The organism is Variovorax sp. dw_308 (genome assembly GCF_019207085.1).
Taxonomy (GTDB): Bacteria; Pseudomonadota; Gammaproteobacteria; order Burkholderiales; family Burkholderiaceae_C; genus Variovorax.
Genome location: NZ_JAATOM010000001.1, coordinates 611,650 through 631,726, shown reverse-complemented (window position 1 = coordinate 631,726; position 20,077 = coordinate 611,650). Strand labels below are relative to the sequence as shown.

18 protein-coding genes are annotated in these 20,077 nt (G+C 66.7%); 12 read left to right on the top strand and 6 right to left on the bottom strand.

Annotated features, from left to right (window positions below):
- Together HCU76_RS02755 and murB are read right to left on the bottom strand one after the other, a co-directional pair.
- Positions 1–1,419 carry a YdgA family protein gene (locus HCU76_RS02755; RefSeq protein ID WP_256353963.1) on the bottom strand — a complete coding sequence of 473 codons (1,419 nt, stop codon included), beginning with the start codon at positions 1,417–1,419 and terminating at the stop codon, positions 1–3.
- Between the two features lie 40 nt (positions 1,420–1,459).
- On the bottom strand, positions 1,460–2,512 hold the full coding sequence (gene murB, locus HCU76_RS02750; RefSeq protein ID WP_218508397.1) for a UDP-N-acetylmuramate dehydrogenase: 1,053 nt from the start codon (positions 2,510–2,512) through the stop codon (positions 1,460–1,462).
- Positions 2,513–2,564: 52 nt separating this feature from the next.
- On the opposite strand from murB, the gene HCU76_RS02745 reads away from it, so the two are divergent.
- A complete protein-coding gene (locus HCU76_RS02745; protein WP_218508396.1) occupies positions 2,565–3,050 on the top strand; it encodes a YajQ family cyclic di-GMP-binding protein in 486 nt (161 codons plus the stop codon).
- 47 nt (positions 3,051–3,097) lie between these two features.
- Positions 3,098–3,697 carry a TIGR02281 family clan AA aspartic protease gene (locus HCU76_RS02740; RefSeq protein WP_213957153.1) on the top strand — a complete coding sequence of 200 codons (600 nt, stop codon included), beginning with the start codon at positions 3,098–3,100 and terminating at the stop codon, positions 3,695–3,697.
- A gap of 69 nt (positions 3,698–3,766) precedes the next feature.
- Here the strand turns inward: HCU76_RS02740 and HCU76_RS02735 are convergent, their stop codons facing one another.
- From HCU76_RS02735 to HCU76_RS02720, 4 genes are read right to left on the bottom strand one after another with little or no spacing between them, the layout of a single operon-like run.
- The gene (locus HCU76_RS02735) at positions 3,767–4,120 is read right to left on the bottom strand and encodes a RidA family protein (protein ID WP_213957080.1); all 354 of its coding nucleotides are present in this window, start codon (positions 4,118–4,120) and stop codon (positions 3,767–3,769) included.
- A 6-nt stretch (positions 4,121–4,126) separates the two neighbouring features.
- A complete protein-coding gene (plsY, locus tag HCU76_RS02730; protein ID WP_218508395.1) occupies positions 4,127–4,765 on the bottom strand; it encodes a glycerol-3-phosphate 1-O-acyltransferase PlsY in 639 nt (212 codons plus the stop codon).
- A gap of 28 nt (positions 4,766–4,793) precedes the next feature.
- On the bottom strand, positions 4,794–5,285 hold the full coding sequence (locus HCU76_RS02725) for an aminoacyl-tRNA deacylase (protein WP_218508394.1): 492 nt from the start codon (positions 5,283–5,285) through the stop codon (positions 4,794–4,796).
- A 7-nt stretch (positions 5,286–5,292) separates the two neighbouring features.
- Positions 5,293–6,369, bottom strand: coding sequence for an aldo/keto reductase (locus tag HCU76_RS02720; protein WP_218508393.1), 1,077 nt, complete (start codon positions 6,367–6,369; stop codon positions 5,293–5,295).
- Between the two features lie 190 nt (positions 6,370–6,559).
- On the opposite strand from HCU76_RS02720, the gene HCU76_RS02715 reads away from it, so the two are divergent.
- The 10 genes from HCU76_RS02715 (at position 6,560) to HCU76_RS02670 (ending at position 20,067) form a co-directional block, all read left to right on the top strand.
- Positions 6,560–7,477, top strand: a complete 918-nt coding sequence (locus HCU76_RS02715) for an alpha/beta fold hydrolase (protein ID WP_213957084.1) — start codon at positions 6,560–6,562, stop codon at positions 7,475–7,477.
- 149 nt (positions 7,478–7,626) lie between these two features.
- Positions 7,627–11,124 carry a response regulator gene (locus tag HCU76_RS02710; protein WP_218508392.1) on the top strand — a complete coding sequence of 1,166 codons (3,498 nt, stop codon included), beginning with the start codon at positions 7,627–7,629 and terminating at the stop codon, positions 11,122–11,124.
- The gene (locus tag HCU76_RS02705; RefSeq protein WP_371319745.1) at positions 11,121–11,972 is read left to right on the top strand and encodes a protein-glutamate O-methyltransferase CheR; all 852 of its coding nucleotides are present in this window, start codon (positions 11,121–11,123) and stop codon (positions 11,970–11,972) included. Before HCU76_RS02710 ends, HCU76_RS02705 begins: the two co-directional genes overlap by 4 nt.
- Before the next feature lie 58 nt (positions 11,973–12,030).
- Complete coding sequence (locus tag HCU76_RS02700; RefSeq protein WP_218508390.1) at positions 12,031–12,615, top strand: chemotaxis protein CheB; 585 nt, start codon at positions 12,031–12,033, stop codon at positions 12,613–12,615.
- Positions 12,605–13,804, top strand: coding sequence for a hybrid sensor histidine kinase/response regulator (locus HCU76_RS02695; protein ID WP_218508389.1), 1,200 nt, complete (start codon positions 12,605–12,607; stop codon positions 13,802–13,804). Before HCU76_RS02700 ends, HCU76_RS02695 begins: the two co-directional genes overlap by 11 nt.
- Before the next feature lie 69 nt (positions 13,805–13,873).
- The gene (locus HCU76_RS02690) at positions 13,874–14,455 is read left to right on the top strand and encodes an ABC transporter ATP-binding protein (RefSeq protein WP_218508388.1); all 582 of its coding nucleotides are present in this window, start codon (positions 13,874–13,876) and stop codon (positions 14,453–14,455) included.
- 139 nt (positions 14,456–14,594) lie between these two features.
- Positions 14,595–15,699, top strand: a protein-coding gene (gene prfB / locus HCU76_RS02685) for a peptide chain release factor 2 (protein ID WP_218508387.1) whose coding sequence is annotated in 2 segments (ribosomal slippage) — positions 14,595–14,675 and positions 14,677–15,699 — 1,104 coding nt in all. Because the reading frame shifts where the segments join, the coding sequence is not laid out codon by codon here.
- Positions 15,699–16,373, top strand: a complete 675-nt coding sequence (locus HCU76_RS02680; protein WP_218508386.1) for an HAD family phosphatase — start codon at positions 15,699–15,701, stop codon at positions 16,371–16,373. Before prfB ends, HCU76_RS02680 begins: the two co-directional genes overlap by 1 nt.
- Entirely contained in the window at positions 16,360–19,044 is a 2,685-nt protein-coding gene (gene pepN, locus HCU76_RS02675; RefSeq protein ID WP_218508385.1) for an aminopeptidase N, read from the top strand. The genes HCU76_RS02680 and pepN overlap by 14 nt, the downstream gene beginning before the upstream one ends.
- Before the next feature lie 15 nt (positions 19,045–19,059).
- Positions 19,060–20,067 carry a class 1 fructose-bisphosphatase gene (locus tag HCU76_RS02670; RefSeq protein ID WP_213957093.1) on the top strand — a complete coding sequence of 336 codons (1,008 nt, stop codon included), beginning with the start codon at positions 19,060–19,062 and terminating at the stop codon, positions 20,065–20,067.
- The last annotated feature ends 10 nt before the right edge of the window (positions 20,068–20,077 follow it).

The window sequence follows — 20,077 nt, the reverse complement described above, 5'->3', positions numbered from 1 at the left end:
TCACTTCCCCTCGCTCATCGGCTTGCCGTTGAGCAGCACCGCGCCCTTCTCCAGGACAACGGTGCTTGCCAGGAATTCGCCATCGCGCACGGCGAAGCCCTTGCCGACAGCCAGGTCGACCATCGAGTGGGCCTGCGCCACGCGCTGCGGTGCGCCGGCCGGGTCGCCGCTGCGCTCGCCGAGCAACTGGACCCAGGCTACCGGCAGCCTGGCACTGGCCTTCACGAGCATGTTGGCATGCAGCTTGGCCTTCATGACCACCGGCTCTTCGACGTCCTCGGCCGTCAGGCCCGGCGCACTGGCCGAGAAAGACATCTCGCCGCGCTGGCCCTCGTAGGTGACGGCCAGTTTGTCGACCGATATCTCGGGTGCGTGGGGCAGCAATTGCGCCAGCGTCCGCATCATCTCCAGGCCCAGCGCGGCGGCGTCTTCTTGCGACACCTTGCCGCCCTCGCAGGTCGACGATAACTGCGCCATCGACGCTTCAAGGACCTTCTGCAGGGTCGGCCCGTGCAGATGCTTCAGCGACTCCTGGAATTCGAAGTTGTCGAGCTGGATCGGCTTGGCCTCCTCGCCGATGCGCAGCGTGGCATCCGCGGTGAAGGCGGCCTTGGCGTCGAGCAGGTCCTTGTCGGCCTTCACTTCAGCGAGGTACTTGAACTTGCCGATCTGTGCCGAGACCGGCTTGCCGCCGGCGTTGGCCAGCACTTCCAGGCGCTCGATGTCCAGGGTGCTGGTGCCGGGGCGCAGCCAGAAGCTGTCCGCGGGCAGCGAGGTGCCTTGCCAGCGCAGCTTTGCCAGCTTGACATCCAGCGTGGACTTGCCGCCTTTCTCCGCGCCGACGAAGGCCAGCTCTGGCAATGTGCCGTCGAAGGTGAAGGCGCCGCCGTCGAAGTTGCCGGCGCCGCTCAGGTGCACGTCGGGCCAGGTGAGCTTGCCCGTTGGCAGCGCGATGTCGCCGCCCGGCAGCCGCACCCTGGTGTTGTAGTCGCCGCCGTAGCCGACCACCGTGCGGATGTCTTGCGGCTTCATGCCGGCGAGGTATTTGCGCACGCCCTCCGGCACTTCGTCTGGCAGGACGACTTCGGATTCGATCACCGCCGCGCCGATGGTGCTGAAGCCCGGCAGCGGACCGGCAAGCACACGGTCCCGGAAGCCGATGTCGAGGGTCTTGCCCGCCTTGGCCGCCTCGCCGCCCGCTCCCGCGGCCGGCGCGCAGCCGATGCGCAGCTTGCCGCTGTAGGTCGACGAGAACATGCCCTTCTCGGCCTGCCGGTGCACCACACGCACGAACGGAAACTGCTTTTCCAGCTTTTCCGCGCGCGCATCGTAGGCCGCCGCGATCTTGTTGCCCGTGACGACCGTCGCGCCCAGGTACCCGCCCACCACGACGACCGCAACGGCCGCCAGTGCTTTCATCTTCACTTTCACACTCCCTGTTGTTGACTCTTTGTTCTGGCTATACGACGACCGGCTCGGGCTCGAGCAGGATGCCGAATCGCTCGTAGACGCTGGTCTGGATGGCCTTTGCCAGCGTCATCACCTCGCCTCCGGTGACCGGATGCGTCCGGCCGCCGCGGTTGACCAGCACCAGCGCCTGCTTCTCGTAGACGCCGGCATTGCCGATCGATTTTCCCTTCCACCCGCACGCGTCGATGAGCCAGCCGGCCGCCAGCTTGATGCTGCCGTCGGCCATCGGGTAGTGCACGATCTTCGGGTCGCGGGCGATGATATCGGCGCACTGTTCGGCCGTGACGGTCGGGTTCTTGAAGAAGCTGCCTGCATTGCCGAGTTGTCGCCAGTCGGGCAGCTTGGCGCGGCGGATGGCGCAGACCCAGTCGAACACCTCGCGCGCGTTGGGCGTGAAGTTGCCGGTTTCGGCCATCTTGCGTTCGAGGTCGAGGTAGCCCATGACGGCCTTCCACGGCTTGGGCAGGCGGAAGCGCACCCGCGTGATCAGCGCCCTGCCCGCCAGGCCGAAGCTGTTGGTTCCGCTGGCGATGTGCTTGAACACCGAATCGCGGTAGCCGAAGGCGCACTGCGCGGCATCGAGCGTGAAGGTGCGCCCGGTGTCCAGCGCGATGGCATCCAGCGACTCGAACCGGTCCTGCAGCTCGACACCGTAGGCGCCGATGTTCTGCACCGGCGACCCGCCCACCGTGCCGGGTATCAGCGCCAGGTTCTCCAGGCCAGGGAAGCCGTTGTCCACCGCCCACTCGACGGCCTCGTGCCAGTTTTCCCCGGCGCCGGCCTCCACGATCCAGGCGCGCGGCGTGTCTTCGACCAGGCGCAGGCCCTTGATCTCGACCTTCAGCACCAGCGGCTTGACGTCGCCGGTCAGCACGATGTTGCTGCCCCCGCCGAGCACGAACTTGGGTGCATCGCGCCATGCCGCATCGGCCAGCACAGCCAGCACGTCGGCCTCCGAGGCGATGCGCGCAAGGTGCTGCGCGCGCGCCACGATGCCGAAGCTGTTGTAGGGCTGCAGCGGGACATTGTGCTCAACGATCATGGGAGAATTGTCTCATTCAAGCTTGCGCCATTGGCCTTACAGGAGGCATCACATGCCCTCATTCGATACCGTCTGCGAACCTAACCTCCCCGAAGTCAAGAACGCCGTGGAGAACACGGCCAAGGAAATCGGCACCCGCTTCGACTTCAAGGGCACCTCCGCCGCGATCGAACTCAAGGAGAAGGACATCACCCTCATCGGCGATGCCGACTTCCAGCTCGTGCAGGTGGAGGACATCCTGCGCAACAAGCTCACCAAGCGCAGCGTGGACGTGCGCTTCCTCGACAAGGGCGACGTGCAGAAGATTGGCGGCGACAAGGTCAAGCTGGTCATCAAGGTCAAGAGCGGCATCGAGAGCGAGCAATCGAAGAAGATCCAGCGCCTGATCAAGGACAGCAAGCTCAAGGTGCAGGCCGCCATCCAGGGCGATGCGGTGCGCGTGACCGGCGCCAAGCGCGACGACCTGCAGGCGGCGATGGCATTGATCAAGAAGGACCTGCCCGACATGCCGCTGAGCTTCAACAACTTCCGGGACTGATCTTGCAGCGAACCCTCCTCGTTGCCGCGGCTCTGTTCGCGGCCAGCATGCTGGCGCATGCCGATTCGGTGATGCTCACCGGCACCATCGGCAGCCGCGCCATCCTCATCGTCAACGGCGGCGCGCCAAAGACGGTGGCGGTGGGTGAGACCTGGCAAGGCGTGCGCGTGGTGTCGGTGCAGTCGGACCAGGCGCAGGTCGAGATGGGCGGCAAGCGGCTCGCGCTGCGGATGGACACGCCGGTGAGCGTGGGCGCTTCCGGCGGTGGCAAGCCGGAGGGCAAGCGCATCGTGATGACGGTCGACAGCCGTGGGCACTTCATGGGCGGCGGCATGATCAACGGACGACCGGTGAGCTTCATGCTCGACACCGGCGCCACCAGCGTGTCCCTCTCGGCCGCGGACGCGGTGCGCATCGGACTCGACTACCAGAAAGGCACCGCGGTGCAGATGAACACGGCCAACGGCGTGATCCAGGGGTATCGGGTGAAACTGGGTTCCGTGCGCGTGGGCGACGTCGAGGTCTACGACGTCGATGCGGTCGTGTCGCCGCAGCCGATGCCCTACGTGCTGCTGGGCAACAGCTTCATCAACCACTTCTCGATGCGGCGCGACGCGGACCAGATGGTCCTCGAGAAGCGCTTCTGATAAAAAGCGCGCGGCCCCTCGTCTCGGTTTTCCACCGCGCGACCCGAGGCTTCGGGGGTGGGTTTCGTTTCAGCCCTGCGCGGCAGTGACCACGACCTCGATCTTGTAGCCCGGGTTGGCCAGCTTGGCCTGCACCGTGGCGCGCGGCGGCGTGTGGCCCGGGGCGACCCACGCATCCCACACCTCGTTCATTACGGTGATGTCGGCGATGTCGGGCAGGAAGATCTGCACCATCAGCATGCGCGACTTGTCGCTGCCCGCTTCGGCCAGCAGGCGGTCGATCATGCCGAGCACCTGCTGCGTCTGGCCGCGCATGTCGGCGGTGGTGTCGTCGGGCACCTGGCCCGCCAGATAGACGGTGCCGTTGTGGACAGCCGTTTCGCTCAGGCGCGGGCCGACGTGGAAGCGCTGGAGTTCAGCCATGGTGTGTCATTCCTTCTTTTTCTTCGAGCCGAGCTTCGACTCCGTGCCGGCAATGAGCCGCTGGATGTTTTCGCGATGACGCCAGGCGAGCAACAGGCTCATGCCGACCATCGCGACGAATGCCGTGGCGTCGAGCTTCCAGACGATGCCGCCGCCGAGCAGGTAGTAGGCCGGCGCGAACAGCGCCGCAGCGAGCGAGGCCAGCGACGAATAGCGGAAGAACAGCGCCACGATGAGCCATGTGCCGCCCGTGGCCAACCCGAGCAGCCAGTCGAGCCCCAACAGCACGCCGGCCGCCGTCGCCACGCCCTTGCCGCCCTGGAATCCGAAGAACACCGGATAGAGGTGGCCGAGGAATGCTGCCAGGCCAGCCAGTGCGGCGATGCCCATGTCCATGCCCCATGCAGCGCCGAAATGCATGATCAGGAACACCGGCAACCAGCCCTTGATGGCATCGAGCAGCAGCGTGGCGAATGCGGCGGCCTTGTTGCCCGAACGCAGCACATTGGTCGCGCCGGGATTGCCGCTGCCATAGCTGCGCGGGTCAGCCATGCCCATGGCCTTGCTCACGATCACCGCAAAGGACAGCGAGCCGATCAGGTAAGAGGCAACGATGGCGACGACAGACGGCCAATGAAAATTCAACGTGGACTCCGACCGGAAAAATGGTCGCTCATTCTGCCAGCGCGCACTGCACTGGTTTCGCGCCCAGCAAGGTGATGCACACCTGAGGGTCGATGCCGACGAGATAGCCGCGCCGGCCGCCGTTGATCGCAATCCTGGGCAGCTCGAGGATGCTCGACTCGATGTACACCGGCATGCTGCGCCTGGTGCCGAACGGTGACGTGCCGCCCACCAGGTAGCCGCTGTGCCGGTTCGCGACGTCCGGCTTGCAGGGCTCGACCGACTTCGCGCCGATCTGCCGCGCCAGGTTCTTGGTCGACACGGTGCGGTTGCCGTGCATCAGCACCAGCAGCGGCTTCGCGTCCTGGTCCTGCATGACCAGCGTCTTGACGACGGTGAAGGGGTCGAGGCCGAGCACCGCCGCGCTGTGCTGCGCGCCGCCGTGCTCGAGATACTCGTAGGGGTGCTCGGTAAAGGCGATCTTGTTCGCGCGCAATAGTTGCGTGGCGGGGGTTTCGCTGACGTGCGCTTTCTTCGCCATCGGCCGGTCACATCGCAGGGTCGCGAATCTCCCAGCGGATCTTGTCGATCTCGACCAGAACTTCCGCCGGCAGCGTGGTGCCGAACGCATCGATGTCCTCGTCGAGTTGCGCCACCGTGGTGACGCCGATGATGGTGCTCGTGACGTGCCACTTCGTGTAGCAATAGGCGAGCGCCATCCGCGTGGGCGTGAGGCCGTGGTCGCGCGCCAGCTGGTTGTAGCGGCGCGCGGCGCGCAAGGCGTCGGGGCGGCCCCAGCGTTGCTTGCGCACAGACTCGAAGCTGGAGATGCGCGCACCCTTCGGCGCATCCGGGCCGTCGATGCCGCCCTGGTCGTACTTGCCGGTAAGCAGCCCGAACGCGAGCGGCGAATACACGAGCAGCGACACATGGAGCCGATGCATCGCCTCGTCCATGCCGTTCTCGTGCGCGCGGTTGACCAGGTTGAATGCGTTCTGCACGGAGGCCACGCGCGGCAGGCCGTGCTGCTCGGCCTGCCGCACGAACTCGTGCACGCCCCAGGGCGTCTCGTTCGACAGGCCGATGTGGCGCACCTTGCCGGCCTTGACGAGGCCCGCCAGCGCTTCGAGCTGGTCATGGATGGGTGTGGCCGAAGTCTCCTTCGCGGGGTCGTAGTAGATGTTGCCGAACTGCGGTACATGGCGCTCCGGCCAGTGGATCTGGTAGAGGTCGATCACGTCGGTCTGCAGGCGCTTCAGGCTCGCGTCGCACGAGGCCACGATGTCGGCCGACGTCATGCCCTTGCCCTCGCGCACCCACGGCATGCCGCGCGACGGGCCGGCGACCTTGGTGGCCAGCGTGATCTTCTGGCGCACGCCCGGGTTGGCCGCGAACCAGTTGCCGATGATGGTCTCCGTGGCGCCGAAGGTTTCCTTGCGCGTCGGCACGGCATAGATCTCGGCCGTGTCGATGAAGTCGACGCCGCGCTCGAGCGAGCGGTTGAGGATCTGGTGCGAGGTCGCTTCGTCGACCTGCTCGCCAAAGACCATGGTGCCGAGGCAGATCGGCGTGACATGAAGATTGCTCTGGCCGAGCGGGACTTTGCGGAGTTCGGTTTTTTGCATGCGCGGGATGCTACCGCCGCGATCGGGAACGCGTGACCTCGCCGCCAGAAACCCGCGCGGGCACGGACCGATGCCGCATGGCAGGGCCGCGCCAGGCCGCGCCCGCGCAGTGGCGCGGCAGCGCCACGAGCCTTCGAAGGTGTCACGTGTGGCTCCGCCTCTCGCGGAGTCGCTGCTTATGATCGGCCGCATGTACCAGCCTCTCCGTCCTGCCCGCAGCGAATTCATCCCGGTGCGCGGGCTCCAATATCACGTGTTGCATTGGGGCGATCCGACGCCCGGCCAGGCGCCGCTGGTGCTGCTGCACGGCTGGATGGACGTGGCGGCGTCCTGGCAGTTCGTGGTGGACTCGTTTGCCCAGGAACGCCACGTGATCGCCCCCGACTGGCGCGGCTTCGGCCTCACCGAGGCGCCGGGCGTGGACAACTACTGGATCGCCGACTACATGGCCGACCTCGACTGGCTGCTCGACCACTACGCGGGCGAGGCCAAAGTCGACATCGTCGGCCACAGCATGGGTGGCAACGTGCTCATGCAATACGCCGGCGTGCGGCCGCAGCGCGTGCGTCGCGTGGTCAACCTCGAAGGCTTCGGCATGCCGGCCGCACAGGCCGATGAAGCGCCGGCGCGCTACGGCAAGTGGATGGACGAGATCAAGCGCATGCACCGCGGCGAACTGGACCTGCACCCCTACACGACGCTGGCGGGCGTGGCGCGGCGGCTCATGAAGACCAACCCGCGCCTGAGCCCCGACAAGGCCCACTGGCTGGCCAGCCAATGGGCGCGCGAGACCACCACCGAGGACGGCCGCCCTCAATGGCAGATCCGCGGCGAACCGGGCCACAAGATCACCAGCGCGCAGAACTACCGGGTCGATGAAGTCCTCGCGATGTACCGCCGCATCACGGCCCCGGTGCTCGCGGTGATCGCTGACGGCAACAGCCTGGGCGGCTGGTGGAAAGACCGCTACACGCTCAACGACTACCACGAGCGCCTCAAGTCCGTGCCCGATGCGCGCGTGGAGACGGTGGCGCAGGCGGGTCACATGCTGCATCACGACCAGCCGGCCCGGGTCGCCTCGCTGATCGCCCAGTTCCTGGCGGGCTGAGCGGCCAGGGGAACGCGCGGCTCGCGCAGGGCGCGAGGCGTGGGTGCCGTTTCCCTCTTGACACGTGCCGCAACGCGCGGTCTTCTCCGACACGGCGAGCGGGCGGGCTCGGGCAGACTCCTCAGGTTTTGCCCCACCCGCCCTTGCCCATGAATCGCCAGACCCTGATCGACAACCAAGCCTTCCAGCGCGTGCTGAGCCGCAACGTCAAGTTGCCGCTGATCGCGGGCCTCGTGGGGGCAGTGATTTTCGCGGGGCTGATCTTCTACCTGCTGTCCGTGATTGCCTGGGTGGAGCACACCGACCAGGTGACGCGCAGCGCGACCGAGGCGCAGCGCCTGTCGGTGGACATGGAGTCCAGCATGCGCGGCTTCCTGATCAGCGGGGACGCACGCTTCCTGGAGCCCTACGAGTCGGCCCAGGCGCGCATCGAAGGCAGGCTGTCGGCCCTGCGCGAACTGGTTTCCGACAACCCGCAGCAGGTGCAGCGCGTCGACCGCATCACGGCGGAGCAGAAGAGCTGGCTCGCCTACGCCGGCGAACTGATCGCTGCACGGCGGCTCGACGAGGACTATCGCAAGGCGGTCGTCTCCGGCCGCGGCCGTGCGCTCAGCGAGGCCATGCGCGACGAGTACACGGCCTTCCTCGAAACGGAACAGGCCCTGCGATTCCAGCGCAACAACACCGCCAACAACACCAGCATGGTGGTGGTCGGCTCGTATGTCCTGTTCAGCCTCCTGCTGACCGGGCTGCTGGCCTACTTCGGCCGTCGCCAGCTCACGCAGCTCTCCGGCAGCTATGAGGCCGCGCTGGCCGAGCAGGCCGCACATGCCGAGATCCTGCACCAGCAAGCCTGGTTGCGCAGCGCACAGACCGAACTGGCGGCCGAACTGGTGGGCCAGCTCAGCGCCCGCGAGTTGGGCCGCAAGGCGCTGGCATTCTTCGGGCGCCACGTTGGCAGCGGCGTCGGCGCCTTGTATGTGCGCGAGCCGCACGGACAACTGCGCCGCGTCGCGAGCTACGGATTTTCCGCGGAGGCGGAGGCCAGCCCGCAGGTCTTCGCGCCCACGGAATCCCTGCTCGGCCAGGCCGCGGCGGAAAAGCGGACGATGCTCGTAGAGCCGGTCGCGGCCGACTACCTCAAGGTCAACTCGGGCCTCGGCGATACCGCGCCGCGCGCTGCGCTGCTGCTACCGGTGACCAATGAAGGCCAGGTCAACGGCGTGATCGAGCTGGGCTTGATGCACCGGCCGAACGACCGCGCCTCCTCGCTGCTCGACGCCGTGGCCGGCAACATCGGCAGCGCCGTCGCCGCGGCGCGCTATCGCGAGCAACTGCAGGACGCGTTGGCCGAGACGCAGCAACTCAACGAGGAGCTGCAGGTGCAGCAGGAAGAGCTGCGCACCGCCAACGAGGAGCTGGAGGAACAGTCGCGCGTGCTGCGCCAGTCGCAAGCCACGCTGGAAAACCAGCAGGCCGAACTGGAGCAGACCAACAGCCAGCTCTCCGAGCGCACCGAGGCGCTGGACCAGCGCAATGCCGCGCTCAAGCGCGTGCAGTTGGACCTGGAAGACCGTGCCGACGAGCTGCAGCGCGCCAGCCGCTACAAGTCCGAGTTCCTGGCCAATATGTCGCACGAGCTGCGCACGCCGCTCAACAGCGCACTGATCCTGGCCAGGCTGCTCGGCGACAACCCGCAAGGCAACCTGACGCCGGAGCAGGTGAAATTCGCCGAATCGATCTATTCGTCCGGCAACGACCTGCTGGTGTTGATCAACGACATCCTCGACATTGCCAAGGTCGAGGCCGGCAAGCTCGACGTCGTGCCGGAGATCATCACGCTCGCAAGCCTGGCCCAGGGCCTGACGATGACCTTCACGCCGCTGGCCCAGAACAAGAAGCTGGACTTCAAGCTCGAGGTCGCGCCCGACGCACCCACCAGCCTCGTCAGCGACCGGCAGCGGGTCGAGCAGATTCTGAGGAATCTGATGTCGAACGCCATCAAGTTCACCGACCGCGGCGCCGTGCGCCTGCACGCGATGCGCGGCACCGATGGCGGCGTGCGCCTGGCCGTGAGCGATTCGGGCATCGGCATCGCACCTGACCAGCAGGAGGTGATCTTCGAAGCCTTCCGCCAGGCCGACGGCACCACCAGCCGGCGCTATGGCGGCACCGGCCTGGGCCTGTCGATCTCGCGCGACCTCACGCGGCTGCTCGGCGGCACCCTGTCCGTCGACAGCGCGCCCGGCGAAGGCAGCACCTTCACGCTGGAACTGCCGGCCGACATCGACAAGCCGCTGGAAACATCCGGCCGCAAGGGCGACGCCGTGCCGGCCGCGCGGACCGCCCCGGCCATGCGCTCGCTCCATGTGCCCGTGGTCGCCAAGCCAGTGGCGTCGCCAACCGTGCCGGCCCCCGAGATCCCGCAGTTCTCCGATGACCGCGAACTGCCGCCCGATCCGTCGCGCCGCGTGCTGGTCATCGAGGATGAGCCGCAGTTCGCCCACATCCTCTACGACCTGGCCCACGAGCTGGGCTACCGCTGCCTGGTCGCGCACGGCGCCATCGATGGCTTCGACCTGGCCGCGAAGTTCGTGCCGGACGCGATCCTGCTCGACATGCGCCTGCCCGACAGCCCCGGCGTGCAGGTGCTGCAGCACCTCAAGGACGATCCGCGCACGCGGCACATTCCGGTGCATGTGGTCTCGGCCCACGACCAGTCGGAGGCCGCGCTGCACATGGGCGCGATCGGCTATGCGCTGAAGCCCACCACGCGCGAACAGTTGAAGGCCGTGTTCCGCAAGCTCGAGGAGAAGCTCGCGCAGAAGGTCAAGCAGGTGCTCGTGGTGGAAGACGACGACCTGCAGCGCGACAGCGTGATCCGGCTCATCTCGGACGAGGACGTCGCCATCACCGCGGTCGCCACCGGCGAGGAAGCGCTGGCCCTGCTGCGCCAGCGCGTATTCGACTGCATGATCACCGACCTGAAGCTGCCGGACCTGCAAGGCAGCGAACTGCTGAAGCGCATGGCGTCGGAGGAGATCGTCTCGTTCCCGCCGGTCATCGTCTACACCGGTCGCAACCTCACGCGCGACGAGGAGGCTGAACTGCTGCGCTATTCGCGCTCGATCATCATCAAGGGCGCACGCTCGCCGGAGCGGCTGCTCGACGAGGTGACGCTTTTCCTGCACAAGGTCGAGTCGAAGCTGTCGAGCGAGCGCCAGACCATGCTGAAGACCGCGCGCGGGCGCGACCGCGTCTTCGAAGGCCGCCGCATCCTGCTGGTGGACGACGATGTGCGCAACATCTTCGCGCTGACGAGTGCGCTCGAACAGCGCGGCGCCGTGGTAGAGATCGGCCGCAACGGCGTGGAGGCGCTCGACAAGCTCGACCGCGTGCCCGACATCGACCTGGTGCTGATGGACGTGATGATGCCGGAGATGGACGGCCTCGAGGCCACGCGCCGCCTGCGCCGCGACCCGCGCTTCCAGAAGCTGCCGGTGATCGCCGTCACAGCCAAGGCCATGAAGGACGACCAGGAGCAATGCATCGCCGCGGGCGCCAGCGACTACCTGGCCAAGCCGGTCGACCTCGACCGCCTGTTCTCGCTGCTGCGCGTATGGATGCCGAAGATGGAGCGCCTGTGAACCAGTCCGCAGCGTCCCCGAAGGCGCAGCCGCCCGACAACACCGCCATCGAGCTGCGGCTGTTGATGGAGGCGATCTACCTCAAGTACAACCACGACTTCCGGGACTACACCGGCGCCTCGCAGAAGCGCCGCGTGTTGTACGCGCTGGACCAGCTCGACCTGCCGACCATCTCAGCGCTGCAGGAGAAGGTGCTGCGCGACCCGGCCCTGTTCGCGCGACTGCTGCAGTTCCTCACGATCCCCGTGAGCGAGATGTTCCGCGACCCGGCCTACTTCCTGGCGCTGCGCCGGCAGGTGGTGCCGGTGCTGCACACCTATCCGTCGATCAAGGTCTGGGTGGCCGGGTGCAGCACCGGCGAAGAGGTCTATTCGCTGGCCATCCTGCTGCGCGAGGAAGGCCTGCTGGAACGCGCGCTGATCTACGCCACCGACATCAACCCCGCCTCGCTCGACAAGGCGCGCCAGGGTATCTTCGGGCTCGACGCGGTGCGCGGCTTCACGGCCAACTACCAGCGCGCCGGCGGCCAGCGCGCCTTCTCCGACTACTACACCGCGGCCTACGACGCGGCCCGCTTCGACCCCAGCCTGCGCGCCAACGTGATCTTTGCCGACCACAGCCTGGCCACCGACAGCGTGTTCGCGGAGACGCAACTGGTGTCCTGCCGCAACGTGCTCATCTACTTCAACCGGCAGTTGCAGGACCGGGCGCTCGGGCTGTTCCACGAGTCGCTTTGCCATCGCGGCTTCCTTGGCCTCGGCAGCAAGGAAAGCATCGATTTCTCGGCGTACGCCGAACGCTTCCGTGCGCTCTCGCCGCTCGAGCGGATCTACAGGAAGGCGCAATGAGCCAGGCCTTGTCGTCCGGAACTGCCCGCACCGAAGCGCAAGGCCCGGAGCTCGCTTCATGAACGGCCGCATGTTCGAAGCCATCGTGATCGGTGCGTCGGCGGGCGGCGTCGACGCATTGATGGTGCTGCTGGCCGACCTGCCCGCCGGCTGGCGCATCCCGCTCGTGGCAGTGCTGCACCTGCCCGAAACCCACGAAAGCCGACTGCCCGAGGTGTTTCGCCCGCGCGTGCCCATCGACGTTCGCGAGGCCCGTGACAAGGCGGCCATCGCGCCCCGCACGCTCTACTTCGCGGCACCGGGCTATCACCTCTCCATCGAGCGCGACCGCTGCTTCTCGCTGAGTTGCGAGCCGCCGCTGCACTGGTCGCGCCCTTCCATCGACGTGCTGATGGCTTCGGCGGCCGATGCCTATGGCCCTGCACTCGCCGGCCTCGTGCTGACCGGCGCCAACGAAGACGGCGCCGACGGCCTCGCACTGATCCACCGCGCGGGTGGCTTCACCGCCGTGCAGGATCCCGACGAAGCCCTGGCGCCCGCCATGCCCCGCGCCGCGCTGGCGCGGCATCGGCCCGACCACGTCCTTCCCTTGCGCCAACTGCGCGACCTGCTCCTGAAACTGGATTCCGCCCATGCCCCTTGAACACGAAAGCAAGCTGTTGCTGGTCGACGACTTGCCTGAGAACCTGCTGGCGCTCGACGCCCTGGTGCGGGGCGAAGGGCGCACGGTGTTCCAGGCGTCGTCAGCCGATGCGGCGCTCGCCCTGATGCTGGAGCACGAGTTCGCGCTGGCGATCCTCGACGTGCAGATGCCGGGCATGAACGGCTTCGAGCTGGCCGAGATGATGCGCGGCACCGAGCGCACGCGGCACATCCCGATCATCTTCGTGAGCGCCGCGGGCAGCGAACTCAACTATGCCTTCAAGGGCTATGAAAGCGGCGCGGTCGACTTCCTGCAGAAGCCGCTGGATGGGCACGTGGTGCAGAGCAAGGTCAGCGTGTTCGTCGACCTCTACCGGCACCGCAAGGCGCTCAGGCGCGAGATGGACGCGCTGGCCGCCTCGCACCGGCAGACCGAGCAGCTGGTGAAGCAGTTGCAGGCCGCGCAATGCGAGCTGGAGCGGGCAGTGCGCATGCGCGACGACTTCATGTCGATGGTGTCGCACGAGTTGCGCACGCCGCTCAACACGCTCTACCTGGAGACGCAGGTGCGCAAGCTGCACCTGTCGCGCGGCAACAGCGCTCCCTTCGAGGCGGAGCGGCTGCCCGCGATGATCGAGCGCGACCAGCGCCAGATCCAGAACATGGTGCGGCTGATCGACGACATGCTCGACGTGTCGCGGCTGCGCAGCGGGAGCCTGTCGATCCAGCCCAAGCCCGTTGATGCTGCCGCGCTCGCGCGGCGCGTCGTCGAAAGCCTGGCGCAACAGGCCGAGGCCGCCGGCTGCGTCATCACGCTGGGAGCGCCGCTGGCGGTTCATGGTGCGTGGGACGAATTCCGCATCGAGCAGGTGCTGACCAACCTGCTCACCAACGCGATGCGCTATGGCGCCGGCAAGCCGGTCGCGGTGACGGTCGCGGCCAGCGACGGGCGGGCGCACATCAAGGTGCGCGACAACGGCCTGGGCATCGCGGTGGTCGACCAGGAGCGCATCTTCGGCCAGTTCGAACGCACCGAATCCAGCCGCAAGCAGGCCCCGGGCCTGGGGCTGGGCCTCTACATCGCGCGGCAGATCGTGCATGCCCACGGCGGCGAGATCCTGGTCGAGAGCACACCCGGCCAGGGCGCCTGCTTCACCGTGGTGCTGCCGCTGCAATCCCCGGGGGGGTAGACCCGCAGCGGGCGGTCCCGCCGGTTGGCCGACAATCTCGGGTTTCGAAAATCACGACTCGGGATGTTCATGCACAAGAAATCGAAAAGGCTGGGGAAAGTCGCGCTGGCCCTCGGCTGCCTGGTCGCGCCCGCCGCGTGGGCGCAGGATGCTTCCGTTGCCACGCCTGCCGACCCCGCTCCCGCTACCGGTCCCGCTACCGCCGCGGTCCAGCCCAGCGCCCCCGCGGCCTTCCCGACACTGAAGGACGGCGCCAAGTGGGAATTCACCTTCTCGCCCTACAGCTATCACTTCCACAGCGATCCGGAACACAAGAACGTCTGGCTGGTCGGGCTGGCGCGGCTGCGGGAAGACGGCCAGATCTGGGGCTTTGCCGCTTTCACCAACTCCTTCGGCCAGCCTTCGGCCTATGCCTACTACGGCCATATCTGGGAAAACCTCTTCGATCAGCCGAAGCTCTATGCCAAGCTCACCGCGGGCATCCTGTACGGCTACAAGGGCAAGTACAAGGACAAGGTCCCGTACAACCACAACGGCTGGTCGCCGGGCCTGATCCCCTCCGTGGGCTGGCGCGTCACGCCGAACGATGCCTTCGAGCTGGCCACCCTGGGCACTGCGGGCATCACCTTCATGTACAACAGACGGTTCTGACCCTCCCGGGCCGGGCGGCACCCGCCCGCCGCGCGCCCTCGCTTGTGCCCTTCGCCGCAGACAGTATTCCAGCGTGAGAAAATACCGGGTTGCCTCCCGGTCACGCCGGGCCACCGAACACACACAAGCAGGACACATCATGGACGCAGAACAAATCAACCAGATCGGCACCAACCTCGCGGACCTGAGCGTCCGGACGGTCGATCTCCGGAGGTATCTTTGACTACGATGCCAAAGCTGAACGACTGAGGACAGTCAACGCATCGCTCGAAGACCCGACGGTCTGGAACGACCCCAAGAAGGCCCAGGAGCTGGGCCGCGAGAAGAAATCGCTCGACGACGTGGTCGAGACGATCAGCAAGCTCACGAGCGAGCTGGCCGACAACACCGAGCTGTACGACATGTCGAAGGCCGACGGCGACCTCAATGGCCTGCAGGCCATCTCGGACGACGCCGCCAAGCTCGAAGAGCTGATCAAGCAGCTCGAATTCCGCCGGATGTTCAACAACCCGGCCGACCCGCTCAACGCGTTCGTGGACATCCAGGCCGGCGCCGGCGGCACCGAGGCTTGCGACTGGGCCAGCATGCTGCTGCGCCAGTACCTCAAGTACGCCGAGCGCAAGGGTTTCAAGACCACCATCGAGGACGAGTCGCCCGGCGACACGGCCGGCATCAAGGGCGCGACCATCAAGGTCGAGGGCGACTATGCCTTCGGCCTGCTGCGCACCGAGACCGGCGTGCACCGCCTGGTGCGCAAGTCGCCGTTCGACTCGTCGGGCGGCCGTCACACCAGCTTCGCCAGCATCTTCGTCTACCCGGAGATCGACGACTCGATCGAGATCGACATCAACCCATCCGACGTGCGCACCGACACCTTCCGCGCCAGCGGCGCCGGCGGCCAGCACATCAACAAGACCGACTCGGCCGTGCGCCTGACGCACATCCCGACCGGCATCGTGGTGCAGTGCCAGGACGGCCGCAGCCAGCACAGCAACCGCGACGTCGCGTGGAAGCGCCTGCGCTCGCGCCTGTACGACCACGAGTTGCGCAAGCGCCAGGAAGAGCAGCAGAAGCTCGAGGACAGCAAGACCGACGTGGGCTGGGGCCACCAGATCCGCAGCTACGTGCTGGACAACAGCCGCATCAAGGACCTGCGCACCAACGTCGAGATCTCGGCCACGCAGAAGGTGCTGGACGGCGACCTCGACGCCTTCATTGAAGCCTCCCTGAAGCAAGGCGTCTGATGAAGGTCGAAGCGCTGATCTTCGACATGGACGGCACCATGATCGACTCCATGCCCTGGCATGCGAAGTCGTGGGTGGTGTTCGCGCGCAACCACAAGCTCGACATCGACGTGAGCGACCTGCTCGCGCGCACCACCGGCCGCACCGGCGTCGAATGCATGCGCGTGCTGTTCGACGACCGCGTGCTGAGCGACGCCGAATGCGAGGCGCTGGTGCACGAGAAGGAAACGATCTACCGCGATCTGTTCCACGACAACTTCACGGAGGTCGCGGGCTTCACTGCCTTTGCCAAGGCCGCCGTCGCACGCGGCCTGAAGATCGCCGTCGGCACGGCCGGCGACAAGCACAACATCGAGTTCGCGATGTCGCGCCTGAAGATGGACCCGCTGCCGCTGGCCATCGTCGGTGGCGACGAAGGGCTGACCGGCAAGCCGACGCCGGCCATCTTCCTGGAGGCCGCGCGCCGCATCGGCGCCGACCCGGCCCGCTGCATCGTCTTCGAGGATGCGCCCTTCGGCATCGAGGCCGCGCGCCGCGGCGGCATGCGCGCCGTGGCCGTCTGCAGTACCCACACCGCCCAGGAGCTGTCCGGCCCGCATGTGATGGCGGCGGTCAGGGACTACGAAGAACTCGCTCAATCAAATTTTCTGGAGACACTCGATGCAACTGCGTGATGCACAACCCGTGGCGGTTCGTCGCGAGGACTACGCCGCACCGGCGTGGTGGATCGACACCGTCGACCTCACCTTCGACCTGGACCCAGCCAAGACCCGCGTGCTCAACCGCATGCGCATGCGCCGCAACATGGACGTTCCGGCACAAGCGCTGCGCCTGGACGGCGACGAACTCAACCTGGCGCGCGTGCTGGTCGACGGCCAGGGCGCATCCTTCCGCATGGAAGGCGACCAGTTGGTGATCGACACCCTGCCCGACGCCTTCGAACTGGAACTCTTCACCACCTGCTGCCCGAGCAAGAACACCAAGCTCATGGGCCTGTTCGTGAGCGAGGACACCTTCTTCACCCAGTGCGAGGCCGAAGGCTTCCGCCGCATCACCTACTTCCTCGATCGTCCCGACGTGATGGCGAGCTACCAGGTCACGCTGCGCGCCAACAAGTCGCTCTATCCCGTGCTGCTGTCCAACGGCAACCTGGTCGACCAGGGTGACCTGCCCGAGGGCCGCCACTTCGCGAAGTGGGTCGATCCGTTCAAGAAGCCCAGCTACCTGTTCGCCCTCGTGGCCGGCAAGCTGGTCGCACGCGAGCAGCGCATCAAGGCGCGCAACGGCAAGGAGCACCTGCTCCAGGTCTATGTGCGTGCCGGCGACCTCGACAAGACCGAGCATGCGATGAACTCGCTGATCCATTCGGTGACGTGGGATGAGGCCCGCTTCGGCCTGCCGCTGGACCTGGACCGCTTCATGATCGTCGCCACCAGCGACTTCAACGCGGGCGCGATGGAGAACAAGGGCCTGAACATCTTCAACACGAAGTATGTCCTGGCCAACCAGGCCACCGCCACCGACGCCGACTACAGCAACATCGAAAGCGTCGTCGGCCACGAGTACTTCCACAACTGGTCGGGCGACCGCGTCACCTGCCGCGACTGGTTCCAGCTCTCGCTGAAGGAAGGCCTCACCGTCTTCCGCGACCAGGAGTTCAGCCAGGACCTGTGCGCCGACGCCTCGGCGCGTGCCGTCAAGCGCATCGAGGACGTGCGCGTGCTGCGCACCGCCCAGTTCCCCGAGGACGCCGGCCCGATGGCGCACCCGGTACGGCCTGACAGCTACATCGAGATCAGCAACTTCTACACCGTCACCATCTACGAGAAGGGTGCCGAGGTGGTGCGCATGATGCAGACGCTGGTCGGCCGCAAGGGCTTCGAGCGCGGCATCACGCTGTACTTCGAACGCCACGACGGCGACGCCGTGACCTGCGACGACTTCGCGCAGGCCATCGCCGATGCCAACCCCGAGTCCGAGCTGGCCGCCCTGCTGCCGCAGTTCAAGCGCTGGTATTCGCAGGCCGGCACGCCTCGCGTCACTGCACGCGGTCTCTACGACGCCGCCGCGCGCACCTACACGCTGGACTTCACGCAGGGCTGCGCGCCGACGCCCGGCCAGGCGCACAAGGAACCCTTCGTGATCCCGGTGACGCTCGGCCTGCTCTCGCAGGACGGCCGCGAGCTGCCGCTGCACCTTCAGGGTGACGAAGACGCGGCCACCGTCCAGTCGCACACGCTGGTGCTCACGCAGCAGCACGAGAGCATCACCTTCAACAGCATCGACAGCGAACCGGTGCCGTCGATCCTGCGCGGCTTCAGCGCGCCGGTGGTGCTCGACTTCGAGTACACCGATGCCCAGCTGCTCACGCTGCTGGCCAACGACCCCGATCCGTTCAACCGCTGGGAGGCCGGCCAGCGCCTGGCCATGCGCCGTGCGCTCGGCGCCATCATCGGGCAGGCGGCGGATGCGGCCGGGCTGGACGATGCCTACATCCAGGCCATGCGCGGCGTGCTGCGCGACCCGAAGCTCGATTCCGCCTTCAAGGAACTGGTGCTCACGCTGCCGTCGGAGACCTACATCTCCGAACAGCTCGAGGTGGTCGACCCGCAACGCGTGCATGCCGTGCATGAGGCGATGCGCGCCCAGCTCGCCACCGCGCTGTTCAGTGACTGGGAATGGGCCTATGAGCAGAACCATGACACCGGCGCCTATCACCCCGACCCGCTGTCGGCCGGCCGCCGCGCGCTGTCCGGCCTGGCGCTGGACAACCTGTGCCTGGCGGCGCGTGCATCGGGCGACACCGTGTGGCCCGGCAAGACGCTGCAGCGCTTCAAGGACGCGGGCAACATGACCGACCGCTTCAACGCGCTCTATGCGCTGGTGTCGTCGGGCCATGCGCTGGCGCAACAGGCGCTGGCGCGCTTCCACGCGATCTTCAAGGACGAGGCACTTGTGCTCGACAAGTGGTTCTCGCTGCAGGCCGGCGCGCCCGACCGCGGCGGCGACGTGCTGCCGCTCGTCAAGCAGTTGATGAAGCACCCGGACTTCTCGCTCAAGAACCCGAACCGTGCGCGCAGCGTGATCTTCAGCTATTGCAGCGCCAACCCCGGCGCCTTCCATCGCACCGACGCCGCAGGCTACGTCTGGTGGAGCGACCGCGTGATCGAACTCGATGCGATCAACCCGCAAGTGGCGGCCCGCCTCGCCCGCTCGCTCGACCGCTGGAGCAAGCTGGCCGAACCCTACCGCAGCGCCGCCCGCGAAGCCATCGCGCGTGTTGCGGCACGGCCAGACCTCAGCAAGGACACGCAAGAAGTCGTCAGCCGCGCCCTTGCAGGCTGAAAAACTTGAATTGATATGCCACAGAACATTTCACTGACCCGTTACCTCGTCGAGCAGCAACGCATCGACGACAAGATCCCCGCGCAGTTGCGGCTGCTGCTCGAAGTGGTCGCACGCGCCTGCAAGAGCATCAGCCAGGCCGTCAACAAGGGTGCGCTCGGCGGCGTGCTCGGCACGGCCGAGAGCGAGAACGTGCAGGGCGAGATCCAGAAGAAGCTCGACATCATCGCCAACGAGGTGCTGATCGAGGCCAACGAATGGGGCGGCCACCTGGCAGCCATGGCCAGCGAGGAAATGGACACCATCCACCTCGTGCCCAACCGCTATCCGCAAGGCGAATACCTGCTGCTGTTCGACCCGCTCGACGGCTCCAGCAACATCGACGTGAACGTCAGTATCGGCACCATCTTCAGCGTACTGAAGAAGCCGGAAGGCCAGGCCGGCGTGCAGGAGTCCGACTTCCTGCAGGCCGGCAACAAGCAGGTCGCGGCCGGCTATTGCATCTACGGCCCGCAGACCACGCTGGTGCTCACGGTCGGCGACGGTGTCGCGATGTTCACGCTCGACCGCGAGCAGGGGTCCTTCATCCTCACCGACGAGAACCTCACGATCCCCGCGGACACGAAGGAGTTCTCGATCAACATGAGCAACAAGCGTCATTGGGCGCCGCCCGTGACGCGCTACATCGACGAATGCCTGGAAGGCAAAGACGGCCCGCGCGGCAAGGACTTCAACATGCGCTGGATCGCCAGCATGGTGACGGACGTGCATCGCATCCTCATGCGCGGCGGCATCTTCATGTACCCGTGGGACAAGCGCGAGCCCGAGAAGGCCGGCAAGCTGCGCCTGATGTACGAGGCCAACCCGATGAGCTGGCTGGTCGAGCAGGCCGGCGGCATGGCCACCAACGGCCGACAGCGCATCCTCGACCTGGAGCCGGGCAAGCTGCACGAACGCGTGGCTGTTGTTCTGGGCTCAAAAAATGAGGTCGAGCGCGTGACTCGGTATCACGACACGCTATAATGGAAGGCTA

What these genes read in the sequence shown, in the direction of transcription:
- HCU76_RS02670 (WP_213957093.1), top strand. Translation starts at nt 19,060, where the DNA reads ATGCCACAGAACATTTCACTGACCCGTTACCTCGTCGAGCAGCAACGC.
- HCU76_RS02680 (WP_218508386.1), top strand. Translation starts at nt 15,699, where the DNA reads ATGAAGGTCGAAGCGCTGATCTTCGACATGGACGGCACCATGATCGAC.
- HCU76_RS02695 (WP_218508389.1), top strand. Translation starts at nt 12,605, where the DNA reads ATGCCCCTTGAACACGAAAGCAAGCTGTTGCTGGTCGACGACTTGCCT.
- HCU76_RS02700 (WP_218508390.1), top strand. Translation starts at nt 12,031, where the DNA reads ATGAACGGCCGCATGTTCGAAGCCATCGTGATCGGTGCGTCGGCGGGC.
- HCU76_RS02715 (WP_213957084.1), top strand. Translation starts at nt 6,560, where the DNA reads ATGTACCAGCCTCTCCGTCCTGCCCGCAGCGAATTCATCCCGGTGCGC.
- HCU76_RS02745 (WP_218508396.1), top strand. Translation starts at nt 2,565, where the DNA reads ATGCCCTCATTCGATACCGTCTGCGAACCTAACCTCCCCGAAGTCAAG.
- HCU76_RS02735 (WP_213957080.1), bottom strand. Translation starts at nt 4,120, where the DNA reads ATGGCTGAACTCCAGCGCTTCCACGTCGGCCCGCGCCTGAGCGAAACG.
- murB (WP_218508397.1), bottom strand. Translation starts at nt 2,512, where the DNA reads ATGATCGTTGAGCACAATGTCCCGCTGCAGCCCTACAACAGCTTCGGC.
- HCU76_RS02690 (WP_218508388.1), top strand. Translation starts at nt 13,874, where the DNA reads ATGCACAAGAAATCGAAAAGGCTGGGGAAAGTCGCGCTGGCCCTCGGC.
- HCU76_RS02755 (WP_256353963.1), bottom strand. Translation starts at nt 1,419, where the DNA reads ATGAAAGCACTGGCGGCCGTTGCGGTCGTCGTGGTGGGCGGGTACCTG.
- HCU76_RS02740 (WP_213957153.1), top strand. Translation starts at nt 3,098, where the DNA reads ATGCTGGCGCATGCCGATTCGGTGATGCTCACCGGCACCATCGGCAGC.
- HCU76_RS02720 (WP_218508393.1), bottom strand. Translation starts at nt 6,369, where the DNA reads ATGCAAAAAACCGAACTCCGCAAAGTCCCGCTCGGCCAGAGCAATCTT.
- pepN (WP_218508385.1), top strand. Translation starts at nt 16,360, where the DNA reads ATGCAACTGCGTGATGCACAACCCGTGGCGGTTCGTCGCGAGGACTAC.
- HCU76_RS02710 (WP_218508392.1), top strand. Translation starts at nt 7,627, where the DNA reads ATGAATCGCCAGACCCTGATCGACAACCAAGCCTTCCAGCGCGTGCTG.
- HCU76_RS02725 (WP_218508394.1), bottom strand. Translation starts at nt 5,285, where the DNA reads ATGGCGAAGAAAGCGCACGTCAGCGAAACCCCCGCCACGCAACTATTG.